Origin of the sequence: Ralstonia psammae, assembly GCF_958405935.1 — a bacterium.
In the GTDB taxonomy this organism is placed as follows: domain Bacteria; phylum Pseudomonadota; class Gammaproteobacteria; order Burkholderiales; family Burkholderiaceae; genus Ralstonia; species Ralstonia psammae.
Genome location: NZ_CATZBU010000003.1, coordinates 524,784 through 538,171 on the forward strand (window position 1 = coordinate 524,784; position 13,388 = coordinate 538,171).

Sequence of the window (13,388 nt, forward strand, 5' to 3'; positions counted from 1 at the left end):
CACCCACCGCCGCCATGTACAAGCGTTATCCGTCGATCCAGTCGATGCATGCCTTCCTGCAGGCCGCGCGCACCGGCAGCTTTACCAAGGCCGCGCAGCAACTGGACCTCACGCACAGCGCGATCAGCCAGCAGATCCGCTCGCTGGAGGAGTTCATCGGCCAGCCGCTGTTTGTGCGCGAAGCCGGCGGCATCGTGCTGACCGACGCCGGCCAGCTCTTCGCCAGCATGCTCACCGACGGCTTCGGACAGGTGGACCGGGCACTGTCTTCCGTGCGCAACCGGCATGTGCCGCAAACGCTCATCGTCGATGTCGACAGCGAACTGGCGCAGGGCTGGCTCAATGCGCGGCTGCCGCGGTTGCTGGCGGCGCTTCCCGGTTACCAGGTGATGTTCCTGTCGACCACGCGCGGCGACCGGCCGTCGTTCGAGCGCGTGGACGTCTCGCTGCGCTACGGTTATGGCGAATGGGATGACTGCGAGATGGCCTTGATCTGTGGCGATCACGTCACCGCCGTGGCGGCACCCGCGCTGCTGCAGCGGCATGGCGTGCAGGCACCGCTGGCCCCGTCGGCCGCGATGGCGCTGCCGCTGCTGGGCTACACGCGTCGCTCCTGGATTCCCTGGCTTGACGCAGCCGCGCTGGAGCCGCTGGAACCCGCCGTGGCGGCCGCCTTCGACAACGCGGCCAACATGGTCGCGGCGGCCGAGGCCGGCATTGGCGTGGCGCTCGTGCGCGGGCTGCTGGCGGCCGATGCACTGCAGCATGGGCGCCTTGTGCAACTGACGGACGTGGCCATCCCAGCGCACTACAACCTGTATGCGGTCTGGCAGCGCGGCCATGGCGAACGCGCGCAGGCCGTGGTGAGCGCGGTGCAGCAACTCGCGCGCGACACGCTGGCCGGATAAGCCCGCCCCGTCACCCCGTTTCCCTCCCGCCCACTTGCCGATATCGGCAACGTATCAAGACCGCCGCCAAATAGTATTGGCCGCCCACCGGCCCTGACTCCGATACTGCGCCCCAAGCAGCACGCATCCGGCATCACGCGATCCGGCGAGGGGAAGGCACACGCCTAGCAAAGCGCCGCGCTGCCTGACGTGCCTGCCCTCACCGGGAAGCCATCACGCGCTTCCTCCCAGTCATCAGGAGATCGAACGATGATCATCGACATCAGCTGCTACCCCACCGACCTGGTGGACCTCGCGTGGTGGCACGACGGCGACCCCTTTACCGGCGAGCGCCTGCTCGAAATGATGGATGGCCCTTACATGATCAACGGCAAGCCACGCCGTATCGACAAGGCCTTCATCCAGCCGCCGCAGGGCAACACCATCTACACATGGACGGACGGCGAGCTTTCGGGCCGCGAATCCATCGACGCCTACATGGCGTACACGCTCAAGATGGTGCAGACATACCCCGACCGCTTCATCGGCTGCTTCGTCTACAACCCGCGCTGCGGTGTGCAGAACGGCGTCGAAGCCATCGAGCGCTACGTCAAGGAGCACGGCTTCAAGATGGTCCAGATGCAGGCCAACATGCACGCCTATCGCCCCGACCGCGCACTGGACTGGGTGATGCCTGCGTTCGAGAAATGCGCCGAGCTGGGTGTGCCCGTCAAGCTGCATACGGGAGACGGCCCCTACAGCATCCCGTCGGAGTGGATTCCGATGATCAAGCGGTTCCCGAACGTCGATTTCATCATGGCGCACTTCGGCGTGCAGACCGGCGGCGTCTACGTGTTCGAACCGATGCAGTGGGCGATGGAGCTGCCCAACGTGTATTGCGAATCGGGCTGGTGCCTGCAGTCGCGCATCGTCGAATTTGCCAAGGTGTTGCCCAAGCACAAGATCCTGTTCGGCACCGACACACCGCCCAACGAGCCGGGCATGTGGCTGCGCCTGCTGGAAGTGCTGTGCATGGACCCGCCGCAGGGCCTGAACCTCGATGAAGACACGCTCGAGGATTACCTGGGCAACAACATCGCCCGCATGATCGGCCTGGAGCCGACCCGTCCGCCCAAGACCGTGGCCGAAGCCGAAGCGCAGCTCGCGCTGGCTGCCGCCTGAGCCACCGCAGAACGCACGGAGCGCACACATGATTATCGATACCCATCTGCACCCGACCAACCTCGTTGACGAGGCCTGGCGCCACACGGGCACGCCGTTCAACGGCGAGCGCATGATCCAGCTGATGGATGGCCCCTACATGATCAACGGCAAGCCGCGCCGCATCGACATGGGTTTCATACAGCCGCCGCCGGGCAACACCGGCTACCGCGACGGCAACCGCCGTGGCCGTGAAGGCATTCGCGACTACATGTCGTATATCGCAGAACTCACGCAGAAGTACCCCGATCGCTTCATCGGCAACTTCACCTACAACCCGCGATGGGGCCCGGAAAACGGCGCGGCGGAGCTGGAATTCCACATCAAGGAATACGGCTTCAAGATGGTCAAGCTGCACGCCAACATGCACGGCTACCGCCCCGACCGCGCGCTCGACTGGCTGCGCCCCGCCATGAAGGTCTGCGCCAAGTACAACATCGTGGTGCTGATCCACACAGGCGACGGTCCGTACACCATCCCGACGATGTTCTATCCGATCATCCGCGAGTTCCCCATGGTGAACTTCATCATCGGCCACTTCGGTATCCAGACCGGCGGCAACTACTCGTTTGAGGCGTTCTGGATGGCGATGGACACGCCCAACGTGTACTGCGAATCGGGTTGGTGCTTCCAGTCGCGCATCGTCGAGTTTGCCAAGCAACTGCCGCGCGACAAGATCGTGTTCGGTACCGATTCGCCGCCCAACGAGCCCGGCATGTGGCTGCGCGAGCTGGAGGTTCTGTGTTCGGCGCCGCCGCAGGGGCTGGGTATCGACGAAGACCACCTCGAAGACTACCTGGGCAACAACATTGCGCGACTGGTCGGCATCGAGCCCACCAAGCCACCCAAGGACCTGGCCGAGGCGGAACTGCGCCTGAAGTCGACTTACGTCCAGACAGCAGAAGCGGCCTGAGCGCCGATCCCGCGGGCGCCGCGCCTCTGTGGCATGCGGCGCCCGCCTCTAGCGAGGTGTGCCATGAGCATGACCCGGCTTGGCGAAGGCCAGGATTTCCACGTCTTCGCCAATCTCTATCGCGAGCTGTATCCGGAAGATGTGCTGACCCTGCACAACGGCATCTCTGCCGACCAGGACGTCACCGCCGTCATTGATCAGCTTGCTGCGCGCAACCAGAACCCCATGCTGGTCTGCGAGCAGGTGAGCGGCCTGCAAGTGCCGCTGGTCACCAACGTCTTTGCCTCGCGCACACGGTTGGCACGGATGTTCGACGTGCTGCCGCATCAACTGCACGATGCCTTTCAGGCGCGGGCCAATGCCCCCATCGCCCCACGCGTCGTGTCGTGCGGGCCCATCACCGATGAGGTGATCGAAGGCGATGCAGTGGACGTTGCGCTGCTGCCGATGATCAAGCATTTCGAGAGCGACCGCGCGCCCTACATCACCAACGCCATCATCGTGGCCGAAGACCCGGTGACGGGCGTGGCGAACATGAGCTATCACCGCTCGATGCGCCATGCGCGCAACGTGCTGGCGACGAGCCTGCACTCGCGTGGCCACCTGTGGCGCATGCTGCAGACTGCGCGCGAGCGCGCCGACGTGCTGCGCGTGGCCATGGTGGTGGGTGCGCATCCGCTGTTCATGCTGGCCGCCGCAGCGCGCCTGCCTTTCGGCGCCGACGAACGCGCGGTGGCAGGCGGCCTGCTCGGTTCGCCGCTGGATATCGTACGCACGCCGCGTTATGGCATTGGCGTACCGGCAGCAGCGGAGTTCGTGCTCGAAGGCACCATCGACCCGGCCGCCTATGCCGAGGAAGGTCCGTTCGGCGAGTTCACCGGCTATTCGTCGGACCGCTCCACCAACAACGTGCTGCGCATCGACACGCTGATGCGCCGGCGCGATGCGTGGCTGGTCGACGTGGTGGGTGGCCCCTATGCGGAGCACCTGACGCTGGCCCGCCTGCCGCGCGAAGCCGAGATGAGCGAGAAGCTCAAGGCGCGTTTCCCATCGGTAACGGCGCTGCACTATCCAAACTCGGGCACGCACTTCCATTGTTACGTGGCGCTCAACCCCACGCGCGATGGCGAGGCGCGCCAGGTCATGCTCGCGCTGCTCGGCTGGGACCCATACCTCAAGACCGTGATTGCCGTGGATTCGGATATCGATCTGCAGCAGGACGAGCAGGTGCTGTGGGCCATGGCCACGCACTTCCAGCCGCATCAGGATGTGTTCATGGTCGATGGCCTGCCGGGCAGCCCGCTCGACCCGTCGTCGTCCGTGCATGGAACGACCTCGCGCATGGGCATTGACGCCACGCGCGGCGCCGGCTTCGAAGGCATCCGTGCGCGTATCGACCCCGAAGCCATCCGGCGCGCGGGCGAGATCCTTCACCAGGCCGGAGTCCGGTCATGAGTGCGCGCCACCCTGGCCACCTTCGCCCGGCAGCGCCACCTCGCATGGTGGTCGGCATCAGCGGGGCGTCAGGCTTCATTTACGGCGTGCGCCTGCTGGAGCTGCTGCGGGCGCTGGAGGTGGAAACGCACCTCGTCGTCACGCGTTCTGCGCTGCTGACGATGACTCATGAAACGCCGTACAAGCTGGCCGACGTGATCGGTCGTGCCACGCATTACCACCGCGCAGACGACATGGCCGCCGGCATCGCCAGCGGTTCATTCCGGGCGCTCGGCATGATCGTGGCGCCGTGCTCGATGAAGTCGCTGGCCGAGATCGCCACCGGTGTCTCGTCGACGCTGCTGACACGCGCGGCCGACGTCACGCTCAAGGAGCGCCGGCCGCTCGTACTGATGGCGCGCGAGACGCCATTCACGCTGGCACACCTGCGCAACATGCAGGCCGTCACGGAGATGGGCGCCATCGTAGCGCCCCCCGTGCCGGCCTTCTATGCGCGCCCTCATACGTTGGACGACATGATCGACCACACCCTCGGCCGCGTACTCGATCTCTTCGGGCTCGATGCCGGCACCGCCCTGCGCTGGGGCGAACACGCCTTACCTGCCTTAGTCCGTACCCCACCCACGCTCGACAAGGAGACTGCATGAAACCCCAAACCACGGCGCACGCTGCGCTGCCCGGCCCGAACACCAAGATTCCGGTCACCATCCTCACCGGCTTCCTGGGCGCCGGCAAAACCACGCTGCTGAACTTCATCCTGCGCGAAAACCATGGCCGCAAGATCGCTGTGATCGAAAACGAGTTCGGCGAGGTCGGCATCGACGGCGGCCTGGTGATGGCTTCCGAAAACGAAGAGATCTACGAGATGGTCAACGGCTGCGTGTGCTGCACGGCCGAGGTACGCGAAGACCTCGTGCGCATCGTGCGCCAGCTCGTCGCGCGGCCCGAGCGGCTGGACCACATCCTGGTGGAAACCAGCGGCCTGGCCGATCCGTATCCGGTGGCGCAGTCGTTCTTCATCGACGATCCGATTGCCGAACATGTGGAGCTGGACGCCATCGTCACCATGGTCGACGCCAAGCACATCGCTGCGCATCTGGACGACCTGCACCTCGACGGCGTCGACAACCAGGCCGTTGACCAGATCGTCTGCGCAGACCGCATCGTCATCAACAAGGTGGATCTGGTCGACGCCGACGCCGTCACTGCGCTGCACGGGCGCATCCGCGGGTTGAACGCCACGGCCGATATCGTCACGTCCAGCTATGCCGAGATCGATCTGGACAAGATCATCGGCGTGGGCGCATTTGAAGCCACGCAGAAGCTGCTGGAGATCGGCGCGGCGCAAGACCACCCGCACTCCGATCACGCGGACGATGGTCACGGTCACGACCATACGCATGAACATGAACATGAACATGAACATGAACATGAACATGAACATGAACATGAACATGAACACGAACCTGACCACGAGCATGACCCCAGCGTCAGCTCGGTCGGCTTTGACGTGCCCGCCGACGTGGACCTCGCACGCTTCCACGCGTGGATCGATACCCTGCGGACCGAGCAAGCGGAAACGCTGTTCCGCATGAAGGGCATCCTGGCCGTGAAGGGCCAGGCACAGCGCTACGTGCTGCAGGGCGTACACAGCCTCATCGACTTTCGCGCAACGCAGCCCTGGGGCAGCGAAGCGCGCAGCAGCAAGATCGTCTTCATCGGCCGCGACCTCGATCGTGCGGCCCTGCAGGACGGTTTCAACGCGTGTCTGGCGGCGTGAGCATGCCATGACATGACACCCCTGACCTGAGGGCGGCCCCCGGCACGCCCCGGGCATCACAACGATAGGAGACAACCATGACAACACCCGTACACCCGGTCGACCAGATTCTGTCGACCCGACAGATGTTGACGTTGGGCTTGCAGCATATGGCGGTGTCGTACATCGGCGCCATCGCGGTGCCGATGATCATTGCATCGGCGCTCAAGATGTCGCAGGCAGACACCATTGTCCTCATCAGCACCACGTTGTTCTGCTCGGGCATCGCCACGCTGTTACAGACCATCGGGTTCTGGAAGTTCGGAGTACGGTTGCCGATCTTGCAGGGGGTTGCGTTCAGCAGCGTGGGGCCGGTGATTGCCATCGGCACCAACCCTGCCGTAGGTTTCGCGGGCGTGTGCGGTGCGGTCATTGCGGCCGGGCTGTTCACGCTGCTCGCCGCACCGCTGGTGGGGCGGCTGCGGCGATTTTTTCCACCGGTGGTCACGGGCTGCATCGTGACCGTCATCGGCCTGCAGCTCTTTCCCGTCGCCTATGACTGGGTGGGCGGCGGACGCAACGCCGCCAACTTCGGTGCGCCGTCGTTCCTGCTGGTGGCCGTGGTGGTGGTCGCCACCATCCTCCTCATCAACCGCTTCGGCAACCCGCTGCTGCGCAACCTTGCGGTGCTGGTGGGCATGATTGTCGGCACGCTGCTCGGCTGCGCCATGGGCATGGGCAACTTCCACGGCGTGGCAGACGCGCCGTGGGTGACGCTGCCGGTGCCGTTCCACTTTGGGATGCCCGTGTTTGCCGTGGTGCCCGCGCTCACCATGATCGTGGTGATGATCGTGCAGATGGTGGAATCGATGGGCCTGTTCCTGGCCATCGGCGACATTGTCGAAAAGCCCATCGAGGAAGAGGAAGCCATCAATGGCCTGCGCGCCAACGGCCTGGCCAGCGCCATTGCCGGCATGTTCGCGGCCTTTCCGTTCATCGCGTTCATGGAGAACGTCGGGCTGGTCGTGCTCACCGGCGTGCGCAGCCGCTGGGTGGTGGCCGTGAGCGGCGTGCTGATGTGCCTGGTGGCACTGGTGCCCAAGGCCGGCGCCGTGATTGCCGCCACGCCATCGGCTGCGCTGGGCGGTGCAGGCATCGCCATGTTTGGTGTTGTGGCTGCGGCCGGCATCCAGACGCTGTCGCGCGTGGACTACGAGCACAACCGTTACAACGTGCTGATCGTGGGCTTCACGATCGCCGCAGCGCTGGTGCCGGTGCTCGCGCCCACGCTGTTCAAGGCCCTGCCCGACTGGACGCAACCGTTCCTGCACAGCGGCGTGGTCATCGCCTGCCTGGTGTCGGTGGCGCTGAACCTGCTGCTCAACGGCACCGAAGAAGCGCACGTGCCCGCATCCGTCGTGCGTACGGCCGGCCGCGCCTGACCTTCCAATGGACATCTCCATGCACAACACGCCTCTAGACATCCTCATCCGCCGCCCCATGGCCGTCATGACCGGCCTGCGCGGCGACGCGGCACGCGCCGGTGCCGTCGACATCCGCATCGCCGGCGGCCGCATCGCCGAGATGGGCCCCGACCTCATGCCCCGCCCTGGCGAGCGCGTCATCGACGCCAGCGACTGCATCGTCTACCCCGGCTGGATCAACACGCATCACCACCTGTTCCAGAACCTGCTCAAAGCCGTGCCGGAAGGCATGAACCAGGACCTGCAAGGGTGGCTGGCCAGCGTGCCGTATCCGCGCCTGCCGCTGTTCACGCCGGAGCTGATGCGCACCGCCGCACGCCTGGGCATGGCAGAGCTGCTGCTGTCGGGCGCCACCACTTGCGCCGACCACCATTACCTCTATCACGCCGGAGGCAGCACCGAATCGGGCGACATGCTGTTCGATGTGGCCAGCGAATTCGGCATGCGCTTCGTGCTGTGCCGCGGCGGCGCCATCGAATCGGCCAGCAGCCACCCGGGCTTCTCGAAGACGGCGCTGCAACCTGAAACGCTCGACCAGATGCTGGCCGACATCGAGCGGCTCAAGCACCGCTATCACGACGACGCACCCGACGCGATGCGCCGTGTGGTGGTGGCACCGACCACGCCCACGTTCTCGTTGCCGCCCGCATTGCTGGTGGAACTGGCACATGCTGCGCGCGGCATGAACCTGCGCATGCACACGCATCTGTCCGAGACCGACAACTACGTGCGCTTCTGCCGCGAGAAATACAACTGCCTGCCGGTGGAGTTCGTGGCCGAGCACGAATGGCTGGGGCCGGACGTCTGGTTTGCGCACCTCGTGCACCTGCAGCCGTCGGAGATCCGCATGCTCGCGCAAACGGGCAGCGGCATCGCGCATTGCCCGGTCAGCAACAGCCGGCTGGGCAGCGGCATCGCCCCGGTGCCGCAGCTGGTGGCCGCCGGCGTGCCGGTGTCATTGGGCGTGGATGGCGTCGCGTCCAACGAATCGGGCAGCATGACCGGCGAGGTCAACACCGCGTGGCTGATCCACCGTGCCGCCCAAGGCGCCGGCGCCACCACCGCCGAAGACGTCATTCACTGGGCCACCGCAGGCGGCGCGCGCGTGCTCGGCTTGAGCGAAGTGGGCACGCTGCAGGTCGGGCAAGTGGCCGATCTGGTGCTCTACGACATCAACCACCCGCGCTTCTACGGCTTCCATGATCCGGCGCTCGCGCCCGTGGTGGCCGGCGAGCCCATCACCGTGCGCACCAGCATCATCGGCGGGCGCGTGGTGGTGGACGAAGGTGCAGTGTGCGGGCTGGATGTGGCGGGCATGCGTGCCGAGGCCAGCCAGGGCGTGGCCGACCTGATGGCGTGTGCCTGACGGTTCAGGCGTCGATGCGCAGCGCCATGTGTTCTTCGTCGTAGAAGCGATCACCGACACGCATGGCGCGGCGCTCGACGCCGAAGGTTTCGAAACCCGCGTCGCGATACAGCGCTTGCGCACGCGGGTTTTCGGCGTTCACGCAGAGGTGAATCTGCAACACGCGTGCACCACGCGCATGCGCGATGGCGGCGTCCAGCAGACGGCCGGCAATACCGCCTCGCCGATGCGCGGGGTCAACAAACACGCCCCACAGCACGGCCTTGTGTGCAACTTGCGCCAGCGGCTCGCGGCGCAAGCCGGCAATGCCAATCAGCTCAGGCCCGGCAAATGCGCCAAACACGATCTGATGGTCAGTCGTGCGAATGCGGTTGCGTGTTTCTTCCAGCGTGCGCCCCGACTCTTCATCGTGCGTCGGCCAGATGGCGGTGGGCACGTCTTGAATGGCCTTCAGGCGCAGCGCCTTGAACGCCTCGGCATCCTCATCAATCAACGGGCGGATGGCGACCTCGCTCATGGCTGTCTGGCCTCCACGGTAAAAGCATCGCCCGTCTCAAAGAACGCGCCGCCCGCGAGGTAGTGCAGGGTCTTGCTGCCTGCATCGGTAAAGTGCCAGCGCCCGTTGCTGAACAGCGCGGGGTCCGCCCAGGCGGCTGTCACCTCTCCGATGAAGAGGTCGTAGCGCTTCTCGTTGTGCGGCTCGGGAATGACGCGGCACTCCAGCCACCCCGCGCAGCCCGCCACCAGCGGCACGTCGATCGTGCGGGCGGGCATGGTGGCGAGGCCCAGGGCATCGAACTTGTCGCCATCCCGGCCGGAGAGTGTGCCCACAGTCAGTGTCGTCTCGGCAATCGCGCGTGTGGGAATGTTGAGCGCAAACACGCCCGAGGCTTCGATCAGCTCGCGTGTGAGCGTGCGGCTGTCGACCACGACGAGCACCTTGGGCGGGTCGAAGTCGAGTGGCATCGCCCAAGCCGCTGCCATGACGTTGCGCACGCCGTTGTGGGCGCTGGTGACCAGCGTGGTCGGGCCGTGGTTCAGGAGGCGGTAGGACTTTGCCAGTTCTACCGGGGCGAGTGTGATGGGGTTGGGCATGATGGCGAGGGGACTTAGGGGAGGCGTCATCATAGGCCAACGATATTGTGGGTGGTTTTGTGTTGGCTTTTTTTGTTGTTGGTGCATCCCTTGTTTCATCCCCTGCCGGGGCTGACTCACTTTCTTTGTCTTGCCAAAGAAAGTAAGCAAAGAAAGGCGCGCCCGATGCGGCGAAAGACTCCTTGAATTTCTGTGACCGGGCGGGGAAGGAGGCAAACTCGCTGCGCTCAGACAAGCCTCCTTCCTTTTTCAGCCCGCCCACAGAAATTCAAGGCGCCGCATAGGGCAGGAAAGTCAAAAGACAGAAGCCGCACCCTCTGGGCGCCAGCCCAAACGACAAGGCCAACCGCGCGATGGGTTGGCCTTTCTCTTTTGACGTTGAGCCCTTGATGGCGCCTTGGATTTTTGTTGCGGGGAGGATCAAGGAAGGAGCCTTGTCTGAGCGCAGCGAGTTTGGCTCCTTCCCCTCCCCGCGACACAAATCCAAGGGGAAGTCGCCATCTCGGGCGCGCCTTTCTTTTGCTTACTTTTCTTTGGCAAGACAAAGAAAAGTGAGTCGTGCCCGGCAGGGTACGAAACAGGGATGGACCACAAGAACAAAAACAAAACCCCAGCGAAGTTCACTGGGGCTCTAATTTACTCAGCAACCCGCCTAGCAATATGCTCCAACGCCTCCTCCACCTGATCAATCAAAATCAGGCAGAGATCACCCGGCTGCAGCCGACCCAGCGCGGTGTCGATCGCAAGGAACTCACCACGGATTTCATCAACACGGCTCGTGCGCGACGCACCCTGCAGCCCTTCACGCAACAGCGCGAGCACTTCACCGTCGGCGCGCCCGCGCTGGCATTGGTCTTCGTACAGGACCACATCGTCAAACACGCCGCCAAGAATCTGCGTCTGCCGGCGGATATCCTCGTCGCGACGGTCGCCCGCACCGCTGATCACCACCATGCGGCGCTGCGCCGGCATGGTCGCCACGGCGTTGCACAACGCCTGGATGGCATCCGGGTTATGGCCGTAGTCGGCGATCAGAGTCGCGCCCTTGTAGTCGAACAGGTTGAAGCGCCCCGGCGCGGTGGCGGCGTCGTTCACGAACGTCCCCAGCCCGCGGCGGATCACCGCCCAGTCGATGCCAAGTGCCCAAGCTGCGGCAATCGACGACATCGCATTTTCAATCTGGAAGCCGATTGTGCCGTTGCGCGTGAGCGGAATGTCGGCCAGCGCGATGCGGGTTTCGCTGGCGCCCTCGGCGGCCACAATCTCTGCGCCCTCGACAAACACCACGCGCTTGCCCTGCGCGCGGTGCAGCGCCATGGTCGGCAAGCCCGGATCGTGCGCGAAGAAGGTGACCGAACCGGGGCAGCCGTCTGCCATGCGCGCGACCATCGGGTCGGCGGCGTTGAGCACCGCCATGCCGCGCGGTGCGACGTTCTGCACAATCACGCTCTTGAGCACGGCCAGGTCTTCCACCGTGCTGATGTAGTTCAGGCCCAGGTGGTCACCCTCGCCCACGTTGGTCACCACGGCCACATCGCAGCGGTCGAAAGCGAGACCTTCGCGCAGCAGGCCGCCGCGCGCGGTTTCAAACACGGCAGCGTCGACGTCCGGATGCAGCAGCACGTTGCGCGCGCTGCGCGGGCCGCTGCAGTCGCCGGTGTCGATGCGCTGGCCCTGGATGTACACACCGTCGGTGCCGGTCATGCCCATGCGCAGGCCGCTGGACGCCAGCAGATGGGTAATCAGGCGCACGGTGGTCGTCTTGCCGTTGGTACCGGACACCGCCACCACGGGAATGCGGCCGTCGTCGCCATCGGCAAACATCGTCGAGACGATGGCCTCGCCCACCGCGCGGCCCTTGCCGTACGAGGGCTGCAAATGCATGCGCAAACCCGGCGCGGCGTTGACTTCCACGATGCCGCCGGCCTGGTCCTCGAACGGCTTGAGCATCGTTTCGCAAACGGCATCCACGCCGCAGATGTCGAGGCCGACCATCTGCGCGGCCGCCACTGCACGCGCCGCGATGGCCGGATGCACGTCGTCGGTCACGTCGGTGGCGGTGCCGCCCGTGGAGAGGTTCGCGTTATTGCGCAACACCACGCGCGTGCCCTTCGGTGGCACGGCATCGGCGGTGAGGCCTTGCTTGGCGAGCGTGGCCAGTGCGATGTCGTCAAAGCGGATTTTCGTCAGCGACGTGGCATGGCCTTCGCCGCGACGCGGGTCGCGGTTCACTTCGTCGACCAGCTCACGCACGGTGTGCTTGCCGTCGCCAATGACTTGCGGGGGGTCGCGGCGTGCAGCCGCCACCAGATGCTTGCCGACCACGAGCAGACGGAAGTCATGGCCGGGGATGTAGCGCTCGACGATCACGTCCGACGAAATGTCGGCCGCCACTTCATAGGCCGTCATCACTTCTTCGCGCGTGCGGATGCGCACGGCGACGCCCTTGCCCTGGTTGCCGTCGCGCGGCTTGACCACGACCGGACCCTGGATTTCCTGTGCGGCTTCCCAGGCCTCTTCGGCGCTGGTCACCGAACGGCCTAGCGGCACCGGCACGCCGGCCGCATGCAGCAGGGTCTTCGTCAGCTCTTTGTCCTGCGCGATGGATTCAGCCACGGCGCTGGTCATGTCGGTTTCGGCGGCCTGGATGCGGCGCTGCTTGCTGCCCCAGCCAAACTGCACCATCGAACCCTGCGTGAGCCGGCGGTACGGAATCCCGCGCGCCACGGCAGCGTAGACGATGGAACCGGTGCTCGGGCCCAGACGCACGTCTTCGTCCAGCTCGCGCAGGCGGTGGAGCGCGTCGTCCAGATCGAACGGCTGGTCGTCCCGTGCGGCCAGGCACAGTTGGCCGGCCAGCTCGAATGCCAATCGCCCCACTTCCTCTTCGCTGTATTCGACGACGACCTGGTACGTACCGGGTTCGAGCGTGGGCTCGGTATGGCTGAACGTCACCGGGCAACCGGCGGCAGCTTGCAAGCCCAGTGCGGCGGCTTCCAGCGCGTGCGCAATCGACGGGGCATCGGCTTCGTCATCTGGGCGCATCGGGCCAATGGCCGGAAAGCGCGCGCGCAAACGGTCTTCAAAACCCGGCAGTTCGGCCAGCAGTTGGGATTGATCCGAGCAGGCCACGATGGCCTCGATGGCCGTATGGCGACACCAGAGATTTGGGCCGCGCAAGGCGCGGATACGAGAGACTTCCATGCAA

11 protein-coding genes are annotated in these 13,388 nt (G+C 65.2%); 8 read left to right on the forward strand and 3 right to left on the reverse strand.

Features of this window, described 5'->3' with window-relative positions; all coding sequences use genetic code 11:
* Window positions 1–14: 14 nt before the first annotated feature.
* The 8 genes from R2N16_RS09120 to R2N16_RS09155 all read left to right on the forward strand — a co-directional run bounded on the left by R2N16_RS09120 (window position 15) and on the right by R2N16_RS09155 (window position 9,085).
* Window positions 15–908: a LysR family transcriptional regulator gene (locus R2N16_RS09120; protein ID WP_316665307.1), complete on the forward strand. Its 894-nt coding sequence runs from the start codon at window positions 15–17 to the stop codon at window positions 906–908.
* A gap of 249 nt (window positions 909–1,157) precedes the next feature.
* On the forward strand, window positions 1,158–2,069 hold the full coding sequence (locus R2N16_RS09125) for an amidohydrolase family protein (protein WP_045202142.1): 912 nt from the start codon (window positions 1,158–1,160) through the stop codon (window positions 2,067–2,069).
* A gap of 28 nt (window positions 2,070–2,097) precedes the next feature.
* On the forward strand, window positions 2,098–3,021 hold the full coding sequence (locus R2N16_RS09130) for an amidohydrolase family protein (RefSeq protein ID WP_021192951.1): 924 nt from the start codon (window positions 2,098–2,100) through the stop codon (window positions 3,019–3,021).
* A gap of 63 nt (window positions 3,022–3,084) precedes the next feature.
* Complete coding sequence (locus tag R2N16_RS09135) at window positions 3,085–4,476, forward strand: UbiD family decarboxylase (protein ID WP_316665308.1); 1,392 nt, start codon at window positions 3,085–3,087, stop codon at window positions 4,474–4,476.
* Window positions 4,473–5,123: a UbiX family flavin prenyltransferase gene (locus R2N16_RS09140; protein WP_316665309.1), complete on the forward strand. Its 651-nt coding sequence runs from the start codon at window positions 4,473–4,475 to the stop codon at window positions 5,121–5,123. Before R2N16_RS09135 ends, R2N16_RS09140 begins: the two co-directional genes overlap by 4 nt.
* Window positions 5,120–6,256 carry a CobW family GTP-binding protein gene (locus R2N16_RS09145; protein ID WP_316665310.1) on the forward strand — a complete coding sequence of 379 codons (1,137 nt, stop codon included), beginning with the start codon at window positions 5,120–5,122 and terminating at the stop codon, window positions 6,254–6,256. Before R2N16_RS09140 ends, R2N16_RS09145 begins: the two co-directional genes overlap by 4 nt.
* 77 nt (window positions 6,257–6,333) lie before the next feature.
* Window positions 6,334–7,677 (forward strand): nucleobase:cation symporter-2 family protein, encoded by a 1,344-nt coding sequence (locus tag R2N16_RS09150; RefSeq protein WP_316665311.1) that lies wholly within the window; start codon window positions 6,334–6,336, stop codon window positions 7,675–7,677.
* Window positions 7,678–7,696: 19 nt separating this feature from the next.
* Entirely contained in the window at window positions 7,697–9,085 is a 1,389-nt protein-coding gene (locus R2N16_RS09155; protein ID WP_316665312.1) for an amidohydrolase family protein, read from the forward strand.
* 4 nt (window positions 9,086–9,089) lie between these two features.
* Here R2N16_RS09155 and R2N16_RS09160 read toward each other — a convergent pair whose 3' ends face one another.
* The 3 genes from R2N16_RS09160 to cphA form a co-directional block, all read right to left on the reverse strand.
* Entirely contained in the window at window positions 9,090–9,602 is a 513-nt protein-coding gene (locus R2N16_RS09160; protein ID WP_316665313.1) for a GNAT family N-acetyltransferase, read from the reverse strand.
* The gene (locus tag R2N16_RS09165; RefSeq protein WP_316665314.1) at window positions 9,599–10,213 is read right to left on the reverse strand and encodes a flavin reductase family protein; all 615 of its coding nucleotides are present in this window, start codon (window positions 10,211–10,213) and stop codon (window positions 9,599–9,601) included. Before R2N16_RS09165 ends, R2N16_RS09160 begins: the two co-directional genes overlap by 4 nt.
* Window positions 10,214–10,816: 603 nt before the next feature.
* On the reverse strand, window positions 10,817–13,384 hold the full coding sequence (cphA, locus tag R2N16_RS09170) for a cyanophycin synthetase (protein WP_316665315.1): 2,568 nt from the start codon (window positions 13,382–13,384) through the stop codon (window positions 10,817–10,819).
* Between the last annotated feature and the right edge of the window lie 4 nt (window positions 13,385–13,388).

Coding starts and splice junctions, on each gene's coding strand:
- R2N16_RS09120 (WP_316665307.1), top strand. CDS start 15: ATGTACAAGCGTTATCCGTCGATCCAGTCGATGCATGCCTTCCTGCAG.
- R2N16_RS09125 (WP_045202142.1), top strand. CDS start 1,158: ATGATCATCGACATCAGCTGCTACCCCACCGACCTGGTGGACCTCGCG.
- R2N16_RS09130 (WP_021192951.1), top strand. CDS start 2,098: ATGATTATCGATACCCATCTGCACCCGACCAACCTCGTTGACGAGGCC.
- R2N16_RS09135 (WP_316665308.1), top strand. CDS start 3,085: ATGAGCATGACCCGGCTTGGCGAAGGCCAGGATTTCCACGTCTTCGCC.
- R2N16_RS09140 (WP_316665309.1), top strand. CDS start 4,473: ATGAGTGCGCGCCACCCTGGCCACCTTCGCCCGGCAGCGCCACCTCGC.
- R2N16_RS09145 (WP_316665310.1), top strand. CDS start 5,120: ATGAAACCCCAAACCACGGCGCACGCTGCGCTGCCCGGCCCGAACACC.
- R2N16_RS09150 (WP_316665311.1), top strand. CDS start 6,334: ATGACAACACCCGTACACCCGGTCGACCAGATTCTGTCGACCCGACAG.
- R2N16_RS09155 (WP_316665312.1), top strand. CDS start 7,697: ATGCACAACACGCCTCTAGACATCCTCATCCGCCGCCCCATGGCCGTC.
- R2N16_RS09160 (WP_316665313.1), bottom strand. CDS start 9,602: ATGAGCGAGGTCGCCATCCGCCCGTTGATTGATGAGGATGCCGAGGCG.
- R2N16_RS09165 (WP_316665314.1), bottom strand. CDS start 10,213: ATGATGACGCCTCCCCTAAGTCCCCTCGCCATCATGCCCAACCCCATC.
- cphA (WP_316665315.1), bottom strand. CDS start 13,384: ATGGAAGTCTCTCGTATCCGCGCCTTGCGCGGCCCAAATCTCTGGTGT.